Annotated in this window: 16 protein-coding genes; 12 read left to right on the top strand and 4 right to left on the bottom strand. The window is 38.3% G+C overall.

The window, feature by feature from the left end:
• Positions 1 to 4: 4 nt before the first annotated feature.
• Complete coding sequence (locus tag AC6HVZ_RS10505; RefSeq protein WP_497558107.1) at positions 5 to 793, bottom strand: serine hydrolase; 789 nt, start codon at positions 791 to 793, stop codon at positions 5 to 7.
• A gap of 142 nt (positions 794 to 935) precedes the next feature.
• Between AC6HVZ_RS10505 and AC6HVZ_RS10500 the strand changes: the two genes are divergently transcribed.
• Positions 936 to 2,042: an NAD(P)H-dependent flavin oxidoreductase gene (locus AC6HVZ_RS10500; protein ID WP_497558121.1), complete on the top strand. Its 1,107-nt coding sequence runs from the start codon at positions 936 to 938 to the stop codon at positions 2,040 to 2,042.
• Between the two features lie 333 nt (positions 2,043 to 2,375).
• On the opposite strand, the gene AC6HVZ_RS10495 is transcribed toward AC6HVZ_RS10500, so the two are convergent.
• Positions 2,376 to 3,995: a long-chain fatty acid--CoA ligase gene (locus AC6HVZ_RS10495; protein WP_497558106.1), complete on the bottom strand. Its 1,620-nt coding sequence runs from the start codon at positions 3,993 to 3,995 to the stop codon at positions 2,376 to 2,378.
• 216 nt (positions 3,996 to 4,211) lie between these two features.
• Between AC6HVZ_RS10495 and AC6HVZ_RS10490 the strand changes: the two genes are divergently transcribed.
• The 8 genes from AC6HVZ_RS10490 (at position 4,212) to AC6HVZ_RS10455 (ending at position 12,022) form a co-directional block, all read left to right on the top strand.
• Entirely contained in the window at positions 4,212 to 5,243 is a 1,032-nt protein-coding gene (locus AC6HVZ_RS10490) for a TAXI family TRAP transporter solute-binding subunit (RefSeq protein WP_497558105.1), read from the top strand.
• 135 nt (positions 5,244 to 5,378) lie between these two features.
• Positions 5,379 to 5,909 carry a DUF1850 domain-containing protein gene (locus tag AC6HVZ_RS10485; RefSeq protein ID WP_497558104.1) on the top strand — a complete coding sequence of 177 codons (531 nt, stop codon included), beginning with the start codon at positions 5,379 to 5,381 and terminating at the stop codon, positions 5,907 to 5,909.
• Positions 5,902 to 7,899 (top strand): TRAP transporter permease, encoded by a 1,998-nt coding sequence (locus tag AC6HVZ_RS10480; protein ID WP_497558103.1) that lies wholly within the window; start codon positions 5,902 to 5,904, stop codon positions 7,897 to 7,899. The genes AC6HVZ_RS10485 and AC6HVZ_RS10480 overlap by 8 nt, the downstream gene beginning before the upstream one ends.
• A gap of 95 nt (positions 7,900 to 7,994) precedes the next feature.
• Positions 7,995 to 9,338, top strand: coding sequence for an MATE family efflux transporter (locus AC6HVZ_RS10475; RefSeq protein WP_497558102.1), 1,344 nt, complete (start codon positions 7,995 to 7,997; stop codon positions 9,336 to 9,338).
• A gap of 19 nt (positions 9,339 to 9,357) precedes the next feature.
• Positions 9,358 to 9,819, top strand: coding sequence for a hypothetical protein (locus tag AC6HVZ_RS10470; protein ID WP_497558101.1), 462 nt, complete (start codon positions 9,358 to 9,360; stop codon positions 9,817 to 9,819).
• Complete coding sequence (locus tag AC6HVZ_RS10465; protein ID WP_497558100.1) at positions 9,785 to 10,408, top strand: lysozyme family protein; 624 nt, start codon at positions 9,785 to 9,787, stop codon at positions 10,406 to 10,408. The genes AC6HVZ_RS10470 and AC6HVZ_RS10465 overlap by 35 nt, the downstream gene beginning before the upstream one ends.
• Before the next feature lie 52 nt (positions 10,409 to 10,460).
• The gene (locus AC6HVZ_RS10460) at positions 10,461 to 10,838 is read left to right on the top strand and encodes a RidA family protein (protein WP_497558099.1); all 378 of its coding nucleotides are present in this window, start codon (positions 10,461 to 10,463) and stop codon (positions 10,836 to 10,838) included.
• Between the two features lie 14 nt (positions 10,839 to 10,852).
• Positions 10,853 to 12,022 carry an iron-containing alcohol dehydrogenase gene (locus AC6HVZ_RS10455; RefSeq protein WP_497558098.1) on the top strand — a complete coding sequence of 390 codons (1,170 nt, stop codon included), beginning with the start codon at positions 10,853 to 10,855 and terminating at the stop codon, positions 12,020 to 12,022.
• Positions 12,023 to 12,125: 103 nt separating this feature from the next.
• On the opposite strand, the gene AC6HVZ_RS10450 is transcribed toward AC6HVZ_RS10455, so the two are convergent.
• Entirely contained in the window at positions 12,126 to 12,371 is a 246-nt protein-coding gene (locus AC6HVZ_RS10450; protein ID WP_497558097.1) for a YuzB family protein, read from the bottom strand.
• A 129-nt stretch (positions 12,372 to 12,500) separates the two neighbouring features.
• Here AC6HVZ_RS10450 and AC6HVZ_RS10445 point away from each other — a divergent pair, with 129 nt between their 5' ends.
• A complete protein-coding gene (locus tag AC6HVZ_RS10445; RefSeq protein WP_497558096.1) occupies positions 12,501 to 13,445 on the top strand; it encodes a hypothetical protein in 945 nt (314 codons plus the stop codon).
• A gap of 1 nt (position 13,446) precedes the next feature.
• Here AC6HVZ_RS10445 and AC6HVZ_RS10440 read toward each other — a convergent pair whose 3' ends face one another.
• A complete protein-coding gene (locus AC6HVZ_RS10440; RefSeq protein WP_497558120.1) occupies positions 13,447 to 14,652 on the bottom strand; it encodes an MFS transporter in 1,206 nt (401 codons plus the stop codon).
• Between the two features lie 252 nt (positions 14,653 to 14,904).
• Between AC6HVZ_RS10440 and AC6HVZ_RS10435 the strand changes: the two genes are divergently transcribed.
• A complete protein-coding gene (locus AC6HVZ_RS10435; protein WP_497558095.1) occupies positions 14,905 to 15,831 on the top strand; it encodes a DUF1002 domain-containing protein in 927 nt (308 codons plus the stop codon).
• 501 nt (positions 15,832 to 16,332) lie between these two features.
• Positions 16,333 to 18,030 carry a peptide ABC transporter substrate-binding protein gene (locus AC6HVZ_RS10430; protein WP_497558094.1) on the top strand — a complete coding sequence of 566 codons (1,698 nt, stop codon included), beginning with the start codon at positions 16,333 to 16,335 and terminating at the stop codon, positions 18,028 to 18,030.
• Positions 18,031 to 18,231: the final 201 nt, after the last annotated feature.

Genomic DNA, 18,231 nt, shown 5'->3' with positions numbered 1-18,231 from the left:
AAAACTAACTTTTTAAATATGTAAATAAAAGACTTCCAATATCAGCTATATACTTCTTCGCATCCGCATTATTTATCCATCCTTCCGATAAAACAGCGACTTTGATCGTTTTAGCACGATAATTTAAAATTGCTGCATCATGCTCAACACCCGGCAGCTCACCAGATTTATGATAAATATCTATTAAGTCTTCATCTGTTAAATAGGCTGCTATTTTATCCTTGAACTGTTGATTTGACAGGATGGTCAGTATTTGCGAACGGCTTTGATTGGTTAAATAGACATTATTTTCTGATATATCTTCCAGTAAAGCTGCAATATCTTGGGAGCTAGTGTAGTTTTCAAAGCCATCCATCTGTGCCTGTCGATCCATAAATTTACGATTGATGATTGTATGCTCACACCCAAGCTTTTGTGTGAGTTGATTTATATTTTCCCTGCCAACAATCTCCAATAATATATTTGAAGCGGTATTATCAGAGACGATAATCATTAATTCCAATAGATTTTGCAGGCTATGGACATGGGAATTGGTTAAATAATTTAAAACTCCTGAACCACCTACCAATGCTGATTTTTCAATATAGACAGGTTTTTCCAAAGCTAGTTTGTTATTTTCTACTTGTCGAAAAGCTTCCATCAAAATAGGTATCTTTGCGAGACTTGCTGCTTTTCTTTGTTTAGCCGCATTGATGCTGATATTTCCCTCCTGTGTGAGGATGGAAATGGAAAAGTTTTGTTCATATTTTTGAAGCAATTCATGGATGGCATTTTCCAATTGGATAAGGTTCATTAATTTAGCCCCTTTAATCAAGGTAACATCTTCTATGAGCGAATTATTTTATTATTCCTATTATAGTATTGAATTTTCCCAATATTGTCAAGACAGGAAAAGGTGGATTTGGTGGAAGTAATTTTCCCAAAATTTTTATTATATAATATGGTATCCTAATAAACAGATAGTAGATGTGGAGGAGGGGTTGTTTGTGAACTCTTTTTTGGAAAAAGTAAAAGTGAAAATCCCAATTATCCAGGCGGGTATGGCGGGAGGAATTACAACACCTGAGCTGGTTGCAGCAGTTGCAAATACAGGTGCCTTAGGAACAATTGGAGCAGGATATATGAGTGCATCCGCATTAAAAGAGAATATTCAACAGATTAAAGTATTAACAGATAAGGAGTTTGCAGTAAATTTATTTGCAACCAACCTGGAGGTATTTTCAACAGATATTCAAGAAATGCAAGCATTTTTAGATAATTATAGAAATGAATTGGAAATAGATTGTGGTAAGGAATTAGTTAAAGTGAAAGATTATTTACAGGAAAAAATATATGTGATATTGGAGGAAAATATACCAATTGTCAGTACAGCTTTTGGCGTATTATCATCTGTTTTAATTAAACGATTAAAAAAGAAAAATGTAATCTTAATTGGAATGGCAACGAACCTTGATGAAGCTGAGCAACTTGTTGAAGCGGGCTACGATATTATCGTGGCTCAAGGGATTGAAGCTGGAGGTCATCGAGGCACATTTGATGTGAGAAAATATCCAAATGGCAGTGATATTGGACTTATGGTACTTGTTCAGTCTTTTATAGATAGTCTACCAGTACCTGTAATTGCAGCAGGGGGTATACATAACTTCAGGCAAGTTGACGCATTATTAGATATGGGAGCAACTGGAGTCCAACTCGGAACGAGATTTTTACTAGCAAAAGAAGCGGGGACAAATAATGCGTATCGCCGTGCATTAATCAAGGCAGATACTGGGGACACGGTAATTACAAAAGTGTTTTCCGGAAGACCTGCAAGAGCCATAACGAATAGATTTATAAATGAGGTAGAAGCTCATCAGTTGGATGTACTTCCCTTTCCAATACAAAATGAATTGACAAAGGATATTCGTGCAGCAGGCTCAGAGTTTGCTATAGCAGATTTCCAATCCTTATGGGCAGGTCAGGGAGTCGGCTCAATTCACAAGGAAGAAACGGTCGAGGAGATTATGGATTCATTAGTGGGGAACAGTAGAGAAATAAATTAGTTGGTGCAGGCTGGGGTAGAAGACTAGATTTTTAGATTTAGTGCGTTTGCTTATAGAGTGTTCTAACTATTGGACAAGTACGTGCTTGGATTTGAGCAGTTTTGTCCATGAGGGGCACTCTAATGGACAGTTTGTGCTAGGATTTGATTAATTTTGTCCATGAGAGGCGTTCACTTCGCCCGTTCGCCCTAGTTTCAGCTTCGTTTGGTCGTATAGAGGTACTTTCTCGGATTTTTCCCATCCACATTTGATTATTGCACACCGCTCTACCTAAAACCTAAGCTAAAAAAGACTCATTCAAATTTCGAATGAGTCTGTTAAATTCTGAAACAATTAGCTTTGTAGATTATAATGTGCTTTGACATCTTCTCTTAATTGACGCTTCAAAAACTTTCCAACAGATGTTTTTGGAATTTCTTCAAAAAACAACACATCATCTGGCAACCAAAATTTCGCAAATTGCGGGCGCAGAAATTCAAGTAATTTTTCTTTCATGCCGTTATCAGAGTTGCCTTCTTTTAAAACGACACAAGCAACAGGTCTTTCTTGCCACTCAGCATCTGGTATTGCGATAACACTGGCTTCGAAAACAGCTTCATGGGCCATGAGTGCGTTTTCGAGATCAACCGATGAAATCCACTCTCCACCACTTTTGATTAAATCACTTGTTCGATCAACGATTTTAATCGTGCCTTCTTCATCTACTGTGACAACATCCCCTGTATGGAACCATCCGTCAACGAAGGTACTTTCACTGCGCTCATCGTGATAATATTCGTTGGCAATCCAATGGCCGCGCAATAGCAGTTCACCCATTTCTTCATCATTCCATTCAACTTCTCCGTTATTTCCAATAATTTTCATCTCAAGACCTGGTACTAGGATCCCTTGCCTAGAACGTTCCTTCAGTTTTTCATCTTCTGTTAATTCCTGCTGATAGCTCTTTAAACGGGAAACGGTAACTAATGGTGTCGTTTCTGTTGCACCATAAGCATGGTAAAATGGTATGTTCATTTTTTGTTCGAAAGCTTTTATTAAACCGAGTGGTGCTGCAGAACCACCACAAAGTACGGCACGTAAACTGGATGTATCATAATTTCCTTGTTCCAATTCACGTAGTAATCCTAACCAAATGGTAGGTACTCCGGCAGTAATTGTTACTTTAAACTCATCAATAAATTCAGCAAGTCGTTTAGGTGTAAATCTTGGCCCTGGCATTACCTGGGTACTGCCAAACCAAGTACAAGCAAATGGTGTTCCCCAGGCATTGACATGAAATTGTGGCACAACAGGCATTGATACATCTGATTCTGATATTGCAGCAGAATCAGCTAATCCTAATGCATAGCTGTGCAAAACAATACCGCGATGGGAATAAGTTACCCCTTTTGGTTTGCCTGTGGTTGCAGAAGTATAGCACATTCCTGCAGGATCGTTTTCATCTATACCTGTATTAAATTGGTATGTTGGATCTCCAGTGTGTAAGAGTTCTTCATAAGAGTACAGTGGCTGTAATGAAGACTTAGGTTTCTCGTCTTTATCAGTCATAACGACAAATGCTTCAACCGATTTCAAATGACCTTGTATCTTTTCAATGAGAGGTAAAATATCCTCATCAATAAACAAAATTTTATCTTCTGCGTGGTTAATAATATAAATGATGTGCTCAGGTGATAGACGAATGTTAATAGTGTGCAATATTGCTCCAATCCCGGGTGCGGCAAAATAAATTTCGAGATGTCTGTGGTGATTCCAGGCTAATGTACCTATTCGGTCTCCTTTTTTTGCCCCAAGCTCGACCAAAACGCTCATTAATTGACGAGTGCGCTGGCCAATTTCACCATAATTAAGACGATGAAGCTTATCGTGTGTTTGTGAGATGACTTGTTTTTTTGTAAAAAACTTTTCTGCATGCTCAAGCATTGATCCTACTGTTAATGGAACGTGCATCATACGAAAACATCTCCTCTTGTATTAAATTTTATACACTAATATAATATCACATTATTGAAATTATTTTAATAATTAAAATAATATTTAGTTAAAAAGTTATAGTTTGATAAGTAGTTAGGAAAATATGTTTAGAAAAGTGGCTACGAATAGATTGACAACTTTATAATAATAAAGGTAAAATGAATACTACTATAAAAAATATAAGGGGGAGTCTTTGTGAAAAAGAAAAACGTTTTGTTTTCATTTGCAATGCTTCTGGTACTCGTTTTGTTCCTAGCAGCATGTGGTGGAAGTGACGATGAAGGCAATGAAGAAGGTAGTGGTGAAAGTAATGGAGATAGCGGTGCTTCAGATGATGGCGGCGAAGATACACCTAAATTCCTGCAAATGTTAACTGGTGGAACAAGTGGTACATATTATCCACTAGGTGGGGAGATGGCCACAATCATTTCAAACGAAACTGGCATTGAAACAAATGCTGTTTCATCCAATGCTTCAGCAGATAATGTAATCGCTTTACAGGAAGAGGAATCAGAGCTTGCATTTGTTCAAACAGACGTAGTTGCGAATGCAATTGAAGGTGTTAATTCATTTGATGGAAATCCGGTTGATAATGTGCAGGCAATTGGATCCCTATATCCGGAAACAATTCAAATTGTTACAACTGCGGACTCAGGGATTTCCTCCGTTGAAGATTTAGCTGGTAAAACTGTTTCTGTTGGTGCACCTGGGTCAGGTACGTATGTAAATGCGGAACAAATACTTGAGGTGCATGGTCTTACAATGGATGACATTGATGCACAAAACCTTGATTTCGGTGAATCTACGGGTGGAATTCAGGATGGAAATATCGATGCGGCAATCATTACTGCAGGTACACCGACTGGCGCCGTTGAAGGTTTAGGAGCTACGACAGATGTTAGTATTATCCCTGTGTCACAGGATAAAATTGATGAGTTAATTGAACAATATCCTTACTATGCTGCTGATACTATTGAAGCCGGTACTTATAGTGGTATTGAAGAAGATGTAACTACTGTTGCGGTACTAGCGATGTTAGCAGTAACGGATAGTCTTTCAGAAGATGTAGTTTATGACATAACAAAAGCAATTTATGAAAATACAGAGGGTATGGCACACGCAAAAGCTGAATTTATTACAAAAGAGTCAGCTTTAGATGGAATTGGTATTGATTTGCACCCTGGTGCTAAAAAGTACTTTGATGAAATCGGGGTAAGTGCTGAATAAATAGCAAATATAATTCGAGAGGGCCGGCTGTTAATCCTATGATAGGAATTTGCTGCCGGTCATTCTTTTTTAATTAGGGTTATCTCCATTGAAATTTATTAACAAACTAGGTGTGGCATAAAAGGTGACAGTAACATGAACTATCTTGCAAACAAAAAAACACTTTTCATTTTAATCCTTCTGATAATTGTTATCCTGCTATTATTTGTTCCTTTCCGGACAGCTTTACTATTTTATAAAGAAAATACAGATCAAGTCGAAGCCTTCCTGCCAATTCATGAGGAAGAAACCTTTCAGCTTATCTGGAAGCATTCCATTCATTTAACAGATGTTATTGAGAAATATATCGTAATGGATAATCACAAGATAAAACAATACGAAATTGTTTATGAGGAGTTTGGGATAGGAATGCCATCCAATGCTTTGGAAGGGGAGGAGTTTGTTTATGAAGAGGGGAAATATCATGTGAAGGACCTCGACAATGTTTTTTCATCTATTAATCTAAGAAACGGAAAGACAGTTTCTGAAAATCGTCTTGTATGGGGCGAACAAGATGAGCATATAATTTATCTGAATAACTATTTTAAACCAGGAGACTGGTTTACGATTAAAATAGAATATCTATCATTATGGCAATCTTTGAAAGGAGTGAAAATCCATGAGTGATTCAAACGATAAGATGACAACGAAAGAACAAGAGGAGCTGCTGAAGAAGTATGATGCTGAGTCAAACACCCGTAATCTGGGCGGCATAACGGCTAAAATCGTCTTTTTTGGACTAATTGCCTTTTCTTTATTTCAGTTGTATACAGGAGCAGCAGGTGCGTACACAGCATATATTCAACGAACCATTCACTTAGGTTTTGCACTTTCTCTTATCTTTCTATTATTTCCGGCACGGAGAAAAGGGAGTAAAACAAATGTACCGTGGTATGATTACGTATTAGTCTTATTATCAATTGTTGTTTGTGGGTATTGGCCTGTATTTTATGATACTTTAGTACAGCAGATTGGTGGGATTGATCAAACACAAATGATTATTGGTGGATTGGCTGTATTGCTCGTGCTTGAAGCATCAAGAAGAGCAGTCGGGCTACCTATAACAATAATTGCTACTGTATTTCTTGCATATGCGTATTTGGGACCTTATATGCCTGGAGCACTTGCACATCGAGGGCTTACCTTGGATCAATTAATTAAATCCATGTTCTTTACAACAGATGGTATTCTGGGTACACCATTGCAAGTATCATCTACATATATTTTCTTGTTCCTGTTATTTGGAGCATTTCTTGTTCAGACAGGTGTTGGAAACTACTTTAATGATTTGGCAATATCACTTGCAGGTCGTCGTACTGGCGGTCCAGCAAAAGTTGCGATATTTTCTAGTGCATTAAATGGAACGATCTCTGGAAGCTCTGTAGCAAATACAGTAACTACTGGATCTTATACAATTCCAATGATGAAGAAACTGGGTTATCGACCGAATTTTGCTGGTGCTGTAGAAGCAGCCTCATCAACTGGTGGACAGCTAATGCCACCGATTATGGGGGCGGCAGCTTTTCTGATGATTGAATTTGCAGGGGAAAGCTACTGGAATATAGCTAAAGCAGCTACAATTCCAGCGGTTTTATACTTTTCTGGTATCTGGATCATGACTCACTTGGAAGCAAAGAGGATGGGGCTTCATGGGTTACCAAAGGAGCAAATTCCGAACAAGAAGTCAGTTTTGAAAAAGATACACTTATTGCTTCCGATAGTGGCGATAATTTGGTTGCTGTTTAATGGGTTCAGTATTGAAAGGACAGCACTTTATGGTATTGCAATAACGATACTTGTTAGTTTGTTCCGAAAAGATACGAGAATAACACCAAGTAAATTTATAGTAGCATTAACATCGGGTGCACGAACTGCTTTAGGAGTTGCAGCTGCAACAGCTTGTGCTGGTATTATTGTTGGGGTAGTAACAAAAACAGGGCTGGGACTTAAACTTGGAAATAGTCTAGTAGATATAGCTGGAGCAATTGCTAATTCTCCAGAAGCTCAACTATTACTGACACTATTCTTTACGATGATAGCATCGATTATCTTAGGAATGGGATCCCCTACGACAGCTAACTATATTATTACATCAACAATTGCATTGCCGGCGATTCTTGCCTTAAATGATCAACTTGAGGTGGCGATTCCAGTCCTTGCAGGGCATATGTTTGTATTCTACTTTGGTATTGTTGCTGATATTACACCACCAGTGGCCTTGGCTGCGTTTGCTGCAACCGGGATATCTGGCGGGGAGCCAATTCGAACGGGAGTCAATGCATCAAAATTGGCGATTGCGGCATTTATTATTCCATATATGTTCGTTTTGCAACCACAATTACTGATGATTGATACAACCTTCTGGGAGATACTTTGGATTCTGTTTACAGCTATTTCTGGAATGATAGCGATAGGGGCAGGTCTTATTGGATATTGGTACCGAAAGCTTCACTGGACATTAAGAATTATATCGGTTGCAGTTGGTCTACTGCTAATTTATCCAGAAGGAAATACTGACCTTTATGGCCTAGGCGCTTTCATTGCAATGATCGTTCTTCAGTTTGTGTTTAAAGGGGATAAAGATTCCAAAGGAAAACTTCAAGAAACAAGCAAATAACTAGTAGATATATATGAATGACAAGGTGATCAGGAATTTTCCTGGTCACCTTCATCATGTTAGGGATAAAGCGTTCAGGAAGGATAGGATTTAAAATGGGGAAACAGCATGACTTCACGCAGGGTAATATTGTCAAACATTTAATTATTTTTTCAGGCCCGATTATGCTTACAAACCTGCTGCAAACCTCCTATCAATTTGCTGATAGCTTATGGGTAGGGAATTTACTTGGTGGAAATGCATTAGGTGCTGTTGCTGTTTCGAGTACAATTATTTTTACCGTATTATCGTTTGTTATTGGATTAAATAATGCTGCTTTAACGATTTTATCTCAACAAAAAGGAAGAGATAATAAGGACGGTTTAAAAAGTTTCCTAAATGCATTTGTTGTCATTTTATCAATGCTATCCCTGTTTTTAGGTACTATTGGGTTTATGAATGCTGAGCAGCTATTACAGTTATTAGGTACACCTGAGAACATGATGGCTGCAGCAAAGTCCTATTTGCAAATTAATTTTCTCGGAATACTATTTTTATTTGGCTATAATTTTATCAGTACGGTGTTACGTGCATTAGGGGATAGCAAAACGCCGTTAAGATTTGTGATGATTGCCGTTTTACTGAATGTTGTACTTGATCCATTATTGATCGCCGGATTTGGTATGGGCGTGGAGGGAGCTGCAAATGCAACGGTGCTATCACAAGGGATAGCTTTTCTGTATGGGGTTATTTTTGTGCTCTATCGTAAGCTAGCACCGTTTATTATACCCAAGCTCCCTAAGAAAGAAGAAGTTGGGTTAATATTACATCTTGGTATTCCTTCAGGTCTCCAAATGGCTGTTATTTCTGCAGGCGTGGCTGCAATCATGAGTGTGGTAACCGGGTTTGGTGATAATGTTGTTGCTGGATTCAGTGCTGCCCAGCGTTTGGATAGTATATTAATGCTCCCTGCTCATGCGCTTGGAACAGCTGTCAGCAGTATGGCAGGGCAAAACATTGGTGTGCATGATTGGGCAAGAGTAAGAGCCATTGCAAAATATGGCGTTCTGTATAACTTTTCTGTTATGCTGATAATAGGGATTCTCGTAGTGTTTCTAGCGGAATATGGAATAAGAGTTTTTATCCAGGAAGAGGAAGCAGTACGTTTCGGAACAAGGTATTTACAAATTATTGCATTATGCTATCCGTTTTTAGGGATTAACTTTATTTTAAATGGAGTCGTCCGGTCTTCAGGTGCAATGTACCAGGTGCTTGTTTTGAATATTATCTCATTTTGGGTGCTACGTTATCCGTTAACTGCAGTATTTTCAAGCATGTTTGGAGATACAGGTATTGCAATTGGAATGGGTTCAAGCTTTTTAGTAAGTAGTCTGTTTGCATATGCTTATTACCGGTTTGGCAAATGGCGGGAAAAGGAATTGTTTTCAAAAGATCGTTAGGATAAGTTGGGATGAATCTATGAAAATTTTAACGAGATTGATAGCTATTGGTCTGATCTCCGGAATCATCTTAGGCGGATTCTTTAAGCTGGTTGAGTCGATTTCTAATAAGCGTGTCTATATCCTTTTATTGAATGTCGATTATATACCAGTACTGAGAGATTGGCAGATGAACGAGGCAATGGAATTTGCCTTGCATCTAATTATATCTGTCATCCTTGTAATAATCCTTTATTATCTTTTCCGGTTGAAAGATTTCCATACGAAAATATATCCCTATATTATGGTGAATGTATGTATTGGGGGCGTGCTGTTTTTAACAACTGCGTTTTCAGTGCAGACACCGGAGCTTACAGATATTGCAGCATTTGTCTATTGGATAGTAGGTCATTTAATTTATGGTGCTGTTATAGGAAGTATACTATTTTTATTGAGGTTAGATGTGGATGAAGGTAAACAGAAAAACGAAGAAGGCATATAAAAAAACAGCTGTTATTGTACTTGCGATTTGCAGTGTCTTTATGGTGGTATCAATTTTAACCTATGATAAGCCGAACAAACAATTTCAGGTTGCTTATCCGGTGATAAGTGAAGAAGTACAAGATTATCGCCCGTTAGTTGAAAAGTATGCTAAAGCATACAATGTTGTTGATTATGAGAATGTTTTACTTGCGATAATGATGCAGGAGTCTGGAGGCAGGGGAAATGATCCAATGCAATCATCAGAAAGCTATTGTGGTTCAAGGGGATGTATTGATGATCCTGAACTCTCTATTAAACAGGGAGTCTATTATTTTGCAAAAACACTGAGGGATGCAGGCGAAGACCTTGAGCTGGCAATTCAGTCCTATAATTTCGGTAGAGGATTTATAGATTATGTTCAGGGGAAATCGGGAAAATATACACAAGAGATAGCGATTGATTTTTCTAAAGAAATGTATGAAAATGATCCCGATAAGTCGAAATACCGTTGTTTACGTGAGGGCGCAAGGGAATTGGACGCGTGCTATGGCGATATTTATTATGTTCGTTCCGTGATGGAATACAGGGAGGTATTATCTGGGAAATAGGTTGGAAAAAGTGTTATGATAAAACAAATAGTTAATTTAGGAGGAATTTATGATGGTAAAAGCAATATATACAGAACATGCTCCAGCAGCAATTGGGCCGTACTCACAGGCAATTCAGGCAGGTGACTTTATTTATGTTTCCGGACAGATTGGAATTGATCCTAAAACCGGTGACGTGGTGGAAGGAATTGAAAAGCAGACAAATCAGGTGTTAAATAACCTAAAAGCTATTCTAACAGAGGCAGGTACTGACTTTACAAAAGTGGTAAAATTTACCATTTATCTTAGTTCAATGAATGATTTTGCTACAGTTAATGAAATCTATGGAAGTTATCTAACGGAGCCTTACCCAGCTAGAGCGACTGTGGAAGTTAGCAAATTGCCGAAAGATGTTCTGGTTGAAATGGATGTTGTTGTTTATACCGAGTAAAGGGGGAGTAATTTTTGCAAAACTTTACGTACTATAATCCAACTAAATTAATTTTTGGTAGAGGTCAATTGGCTGCTTTGCCTGAAGAGGTTAAACAATATGGCAAAAGGGTTTTAATCGTATATGGGGGCGGAAGTATTAAGCGAAATGGCATTTATGAAAATGTAATGGAAAAGTTGGCAGAGATAAATGCAGAGATTTTTGAGCTTCCTGGTGTCGAGCCGAATCCACGTATTTCTACTGTTCGTAAGGGTGTGGAAATTTGTAAACAAGAAGGCATCGAATTTGTGTTAGCAGTCGGTGGTGGAAGTACGATTGATTGTACAAAAGCAATTGCTGCAGGAGCAAAGACGAATGTTGATATGTGGGATATTGTTACTAAAAAGGAAAAAGCAATCGATGCCTTGCCGTTTGGTACAGTGCTAACGATTGCAGCAACAGGATCTGAAATGAATCGCGGGTCGGTTATTACAAATTGGGAAACGAATGAAAAACATGGCTGGGGATGTGCTCATACATGGCCAAAATTTTCAATTCTAGACCCTGTTCATACGTTCTCGGTCCCTCGTGATCAAACGGTTTATGGGATCGTTGATAGTATGTCACATGTGCTGGAACATTATTTTCATCAAACGAAGAATACACCAGTTCAGGATCGTTTTTGCGAATCCATTTTACGAACAGTAATAGAAACTGCACCAAAATTACTTGATGATCTGGAAAATTATGAACTTCGTGAAACGATGATGCTATCTGGGACACTTGCATTAAATGATATGCTGAATATGGGATATCGTGGTGACTGGGCAACACATAATTTAGAACATGCAGCTTCTGCTGTGCATGATATTCCACATGGAGGAGGACTTGCGATCCTGTTTCCGAATTGGATGAAGCATGTACTGGATGAAGAAAATGCTGTGCGGTTTAAACAACTAGCTATTCGTGTATTTGATGTAGAAGCAGAAAATAAATCAGATTATGCTCTTGCGCTTGAAGGAATCCAGAAGCTTCGTGCCTTTTGGAATAGCATTGGCGCACCAGCCACACTTGCTGCGTATTCCATTGATGAAAGTTCAATTGAAAACATGGCTGATAAAACTGTCATTGCTAATTCGGAGTATGGTAACTTTAAGAAATTAACAAGACAGGATTCAGTGGAAATATTTCAAGCAAGCCTCTAATTTCGACAAATAATTTCCCGGGAAATTATTTGTCGATAGAAAATGTCAGTGTACTAGAAATTGGTTTTAAAAGTATATAAAATAAAGAAGAAGAACTAGCTGTTTATTGATAAATAGCTAGTTCTTCTTTTATAACTGTTCTTATTTTATCCAAACACTCTTCAGGAGTATTAGCGAAAATGCGTTTATTATTAACAAGTGCATATGGTTTAACTCGACATAAACCGCAAAATGATAAACATTCATTTAGTAAGACGGCTACTTCCGGAAATTCAGCTTCGATTATTTCTTCTATATTAATTGTAGTGATTGCATTTCCGTCACATACCTCGACTACGACTATACCCATTGCTATCACTTTCTTTCTAGTTTTAAAAATATAATTGGAACTCTGTTATTTTTAGCATATTATAGAGAACAAATCAATCGTTCTGCACAGTGGGTAGTATGATTATTTTGCAAAAGTAGCTTTGGGGAGTTGCTACATAGGGATATATCGTCCGGAGCACGAGGGATATCGCCTGGAGAGCGGAAATATCGCCGGGAGCACGAGGATATCGCCTGGAGAGCGGAAATATCGCCGGGAGCACGAGAGATATCGCCCGGAGAGTGGAAATATCGTCCGGAGCACGAGGATATCGCCCGGAAAATGGAAATATCGTCCGGAGCACGAGGATATCGCCCGGAAAATGGAAATATCGCCGGGAGCACGAGGGATATCGCCGGGAGAGCGGAAATATCGCCGGGAGCACGAGGGATATCGCCCGGAGAGTGGAAATATCGCCGGGAGCACGAGATATATCGCCCGGAAAATGGAAATATCGTCCGGAGCACGAGGATATCGCCTGGAGCACGAGGATATCGCCCGGAGAGTGGAAATATCGCCGGGAGCACGAGGGATATCGCCCGGAAAATGGAAATATCGCCTGGAGCACGAGGATATCGCCGGGAGAGCGGAAATATCGTCCGGAGCACGAGGATATCGCCCGGAGAGTGGAAATATCGCCGGGAGCACGAGGGATATCGCCGGGAGCACGAGAGATATCGCCCGGAAAATGGAAATATCGTCCGGAGCACGAGGATATCGCCCGGAAAATGGAAATATCGCCTGGAGCACGAGGATATCGCCGGGAGAGCGGAAATATCGCCGGGAGCACGAGGATATCGCCGGGAGAGCGGAAATATCGCCGAGAGCACGAGGGATATCGCCTGGAGAGCGGAAATATCGGTGGGGACACGAGGATATCGTCCGGAGCACGAGAAATATCGCCTGGAGCACGAGAGATATCGCCCGGAGAGTGGAAATATCGCCGGGAGCACGAGAGATATCGCCCGAAATGCCTACCCACAACTCCGGCCAGACCATCTATCCGAATCAAAAATAACTCTGGCGCATGAAAACTGCCAGAGTTATTTCATTTGAGTCATCCTCTATTCATAAATAAAATACGCAGATGTTTCCCTTCATATTCATATTTATACCATGTAACTAACATAATTAGTCCGCTTAGAATAAGGAGTCCACTCGTTACAATAAATACTGAGGAAAAACCAAAGAATCCAGAAAGTATACCACCTAATGCCGGTCCTATTATATTTCCTAGGAAGCGAAGACTTGTATTGTATCCCAGTACTTCACCTTGCATCGATAATGGCGCTTCTTGACGTATATAAGCGATTCTTACAGGGATAATCCCACCGATTGAAACACCGAGTAAAAACCTTAGAATAACAAGTTGCCAAATATTTGTAACAAATGCTCCAGGAAAATAAACAATTCCCGCCATAAACAACAGAATGATTAATATTTTGATATAACCAATTCGGTCGCCTAGTGCTCCCCATCTTCTGGTCATTAACAGGTTTCCTAAGCCAGCGGCAGAGAAGGCCATTCCTGAGAAGAAAGCTATACTCACCGGTCCATGAATCTCTGCTACAAAAAGTGATAGAATTGGTTGTATACTAAAATGCGCAACCTGAACTAACACAGAGATTAGCATTACAACTAACAATACTGGCTTATTTAGAATATGTCTTAAGACTTCTTTACTGGAGTAGGATTTATAATCTTTATCATCGTTAGATAATTTCATTTTAACTTCTTTAATACCAAATAACACAATGACTGCAGAAATAAATATCGTAATCGAAACCCATTTAAATGTATTCGCATAACCGAATGCATCTGCAAGTGCGCCGCCAAGTAGGGGTCCCATCAATGTTCCTGTGATGCTTCCTGTTTGTAGTGTTCCAAGTACTTTTCCTGCGATATTTTTGGGTGTTTGTGTGGCGATAAGTGCTTGTGACATAGGAATAAATCCTGTAACAATCCCCATAAACAGACGCAATAAAAAAAGCTGCCATACCGATGTGGCAAACCCCATTAAAAATACGGATAGACCTAGACCTAAGGCAGAAAAGATTAATATATTTTTCCTACCGTACTTATCGCCAATTCGTCCCCAAATTGGCGAAAAGATAAAAGCAGTCACAAAAGTGATCGCAAAAATCCAACCAGACCAATTTTGTACATAGGAATTGGAGAAGTCTCCAAATGAATCAATGTATAATGAGATAAATGGAAGCACCATTGTAATACTCCCAGCAATAAAAAAGTTAGCAAACCACATAATTGCTAAGTTACGTTTTACAATTGAGTTTTGCACGGAGATTAAATGACCTTCTTTCTAAAAATATTTCGTTACCCTAAATATATACTATTTGAAGAAAAAGCTAAAGGATATTGCTCAAAACCTAAAATGTTGAATTTAAATAATAAAATACTATAAAATATGTTCATATTGGTCAGAAAACGTTATAATAAACTCACAATGCGTTTACTTTGCATAGAATGAGAGAGTGTAAAAGGAGAATTTAAAAATATGGAAAAAAATCTAAAGAGAATTATTTTCCTTATATTGATGGTCGTTTTGGTAACGGGAATGACGTTTCCAGTTCTTGCAGCTGACGGGGCCACTGATACGGATAGTATTAATGAAAAACTGGGCAGTCCGATTGTTGTTTATGGCGAAACATTAACAGATGAACAAAGAGCTGAAGTGCGTGATCTTTTAGAAGTAAAAGATACGAATTTAGTGGTGGAATACGATGTAACGGGGCAGGATGTAGCAAACTATATTGACGGCGATTCGACCGCGAGATTGTTTTCTTCAGCAAAAATTATGCGGCAGGAAGAAGGAAATGGATTAACCATTAACATTGTAACACCTGAAAATATCACAGCTGTAACAAACGAAATGTATGCCAATGCACTATTAACAGCGGGTGTTGAAGATGCTACTGTAGATGTTGTTTCGCCTGTTAAAGTAAGTGGTCACTCCGCATTAACTGGTATTTATAAAGCCTATGATGCTGAAGGGGTGCAGCTTGATAAGGAACGAATGGAATTAGCGAATGAAGAACTTGATGTTGCAACAGACCTGGCTGAAAAAGAAGGAATGAGTCAGGAAAAAGTAAGTGAGTTACTAACAGAAATTAAAAAGACCATTGCAGATCAGAATCCAGCAACGAAAGAAGATGTGGAGCGAATTGTCAAAGAGCAACTGGATAAACTTGAACTATCCTTAAGTGATGCAGACCGCCAAATGCTTGTTGACTTATTTGAAAAAATGCGTGATTTGAACATTGATTTTGGTAAAGTAAAAAGTCAGCTGGAGGATCTTGCTACAACGATTAAAGATAAAGCAGAAGAACTTGGCCTTGATGCAGGATTCTGGGAAAAAGTAGCTAATTTCTTTAGTGAGTTTTTCAATCAATTAGGTAATTTCTTTAAAGGGTTATTTAATTAATTGTTTAGCAAACAATAGTTATAATTAAATTAAGTAAAGGGGCTCTTTAGACTTGAGTTCTTTTACTTTTGCACAAGAAGATTGATATTGTTTTCTATCCTTTACGTATTATGAAAATTAAATCAGTTGTTTTAGGAAAGTTAGGGAGATCCAATAGAGGGCAGTAAGACAGTATTCTTATCTATATTAGTAGAGTTTTTTCTAGGATTTATTTGGATCATAAGGAAAATACTAGAATTTATATTTAACTGAATCCAGTTAACTCTTTTTTTATCTTCATGAAATTTTTGATAATTACTAACTTTATAAACCTAGTTAAAGTATTGGTATTACAGCGTTTATCATGAGTAAATTATTAATTGTGAGGAAAGGCAAGTAAATAAAATGTAAACTTTTTTTAAAAATATAGTGAAATTTTTGTAAATCAATAGTATAATATTCGACACAGGTAATTATGAATTATCTGTTAAATAAAAAGGAATACTATGGGGAGGTCAAACAATGAAATTGAAGAAGTGGTCCATACTTTTAGGGTTGGTATTGGCTATGAGTATTTTCCTAGCTGCTTGTGGAGGAGATGACTCTGAAAGTAGTGAAGGAAATGACTCAGGAGATACGAAGGAAACCGAAGATTCAGGGTCAGATAGCTCAGAGGGGTCAGATGGTGAGAGTGAATTAGCTGCTGACCAAACATTTGATATAAATATTAAGACAGAGCCCCCTTCTTTACATCCTGGACTTGCAACTGATACTACTTCAGGAGCAGTTCTTGATCAGGTCTTCGAAGGGTTAATGAGAATTAATCAAGAAGGTGAAGTAGAAGAAGCAATGGCAGAATCGTATGAAATGTCGGAAGATCAAACAACATATACCTTTAAAATTCGTGAAGATGCTACATGGTCGAATGGTGATCCTGTAACAGCACAAGACTTCGAATATGCTTGGGAATGGGTTTTAGATCCGGATAATGCTGATACGGATTATGCCTACCAATTATATGTAATTAAAGGTGCTCAGGCTGCCAAAGAAGAAGGCGGTTCCATCGATGATGTGGGAATTACCGCTGAAGATGATAAAACATTAGTCGTTGAACTTGCACAGCCAACACCATATTTCCTTGATTTAACAGCATTCTATACTTACTATCCAGTAAACCATAATGTGGTTGATGGTAATGATGAATGGGCACAAGAGGTAACAGAAAATTATGTTACAAATGGACCATTCACTCTGGAATCATGGGAACATAAAAACCAGATTGTTCTTAAGAAAAATCCTGACTACTGGGATGCAGAAACTGTAAAACTTGAAACAATTAATATGTATATGATTGATGATGAAAATACATCACTCGAAATGTACAAGAGTGGCGAGCTGGATTGGGCAGGGGATCCAACAGATTCTCTTCCGTTAGCGTCTATACCTTCACTTATGGAAGATGGTTCATTGAATCTTTCTCCTTTAGCAGGTGTATACTATTATTCCTTTAATACCGAAGAATCGCCATTTGATAATGTGAATATCCGGAAAGCATTTGCTTCTGCTATTAACCGTGAAGGAATCGTACAAAGTATTACAAAACGTGAAGAGCAGCCAGCTATGGCGCTTGTTCCACCTTCTATATGGGAAGAAAGTGAAGAAGGATATTTCAAGGATAATGATTCTGAAGGTGCAAAAGAGTATTTGGAAAAAGGTTTAGAAGAACTTGGATTGGATGAACTTCCTCCAGTTAAACTGTCCTATAATACAAGTGAAGCACATGCAGCGATTGCACAAGCAGTTCAGGCCATGTGGAACGAAAATCTTGGAGTGGAAGTTGAACTTAATAATGAAGAGTGGAACGTATACCTTGACAGTATGGGTGCTGGAAACTACCAAATTGGACGCATGGGTTGGTTAGCTGACTTTAATGATGCGATCAACTTCCTGGAAATCTTCCAATCTGTTGGTGGAAATAACTATACTAATTGGGAAAGTGAAGAATACTCTGACCTGATTGAACAATCAAGAACAGAAACGGATGATGCAGCACGTAAAGAAATCTTGCGTCAGGCTGAACAAATCTTTATGGATGATATGCCTATTGCACCAGTGTATTTCTACACTAATGCTTGGCTTAGCAAAGACTATGTCCATGACATTGAAGTTTCTCCACTTGGTGGCGTTCAATTTAAATGGGGATATTTAACTGAACAATAAAAATTAAAAATTATAAGGTATATAGCAAAATCTATATACCTTATAATTGATTGTTTATAAAAAGTGATACAGCATGAGAATATAACTCCTTTGATGAATATATAAAAGTAGTTTTGACTTTTTAGACAGCATTGTATATGAAATCGTTTTCTATCTCTATCAAACTGTTGAAATTAGTTTAATAGAGATAGTGAACTGTTT

This window comes from Oceanobacillus sp. NCCP-135, from assembly GCF_059698015.1.
Note: the sequence above shows the minus strand (reverse complement) of the source record. Positions and strands in the feature narration are given on the sequence as shown.

What these genes read in the sequence shown, in the direction of transcription:
- AC6HVZ_RS10505 (WP_497558107.1), bottom strand. Translation starts at nt 793, where the DNA reads ATGAACCTTATCCAATTGGAAAATGCCATCCATGAATTGCTTCAAAAA.
- AC6HVZ_RS10495 (WP_497558106.1), bottom strand. Translation starts at nt 3,995, where the DNA reads ATGATGCACGTTCCATTAACAGTAGGATCAATGCTTGAGCATGCAGAA.
- AC6HVZ_RS10485 (WP_497558104.1), top strand. Translation starts at nt 5,379, where the DNA reads ATGAACTATCTTGCAAACAAAAAAACACTTTTCATTTTAATCCTTCTG.
- AC6HVZ_RS10480 (WP_497558103.1), top strand. Translation starts at nt 5,902, where the DNA reads ATGAGTGATTCAAACGATAAGATGACAACGAAAGAACAAGAGGAGCTG.
- AC6HVZ_RS10475 (WP_497558102.1), top strand. Translation starts at nt 7,995, where the DNA reads ATGGGGAAACAGCATGACTTCACGCAGGGTAATATTGTCAAACATTTA.
- AC6HVZ_RS10470 (WP_497558101.1), top strand. Translation starts at nt 9,358, where the DNA reads ATGAAAATTTTAACGAGATTGATAGCTATTGGTCTGATCTCCGGAATC.
- AC6HVZ_RS10465 (WP_497558100.1), top strand. Translation starts at nt 9,785, where the DNA reads ATGAAGGTAAACAGAAAAACGAAGAAGGCATATAAAAAAACAGCTGTT.
- AC6HVZ_RS10460 (WP_497558099.1), top strand. Translation starts at nt 10,461, where the DNA reads ATGGTAAAAGCAATATATACAGAACATGCTCCAGCAGCAATTGGGCCG.
- AC6HVZ_RS10450 (WP_497558097.1), bottom strand. Translation starts at nt 12,371, where the DNA reads ATGGGTATAGTCGTAGTCGAGGTATGTGACGGAAATGCAATCACTACA.
- AC6HVZ_RS10440 (WP_497558120.1), bottom strand. Translation starts at nt 14,652, where the DNA reads ATGTGGTTTGCTAACTTTTTTATTGCTGGGAGTATTACAATGGTGCTT.
- AC6HVZ_RS10435 (WP_497558095.1), top strand. Translation starts at nt 14,905, where the DNA reads ATGGAAAAAAATCTAAAGAGAATTATTTTCCTTATATTGATGGTCGTT.
- AC6HVZ_RS10430 (WP_497558094.1), top strand. Translation starts at nt 16,333, where the DNA reads ATGAAATTGAAGAAGTGGTCCATACTTTTAGGGTTGGTATTGGCTATG.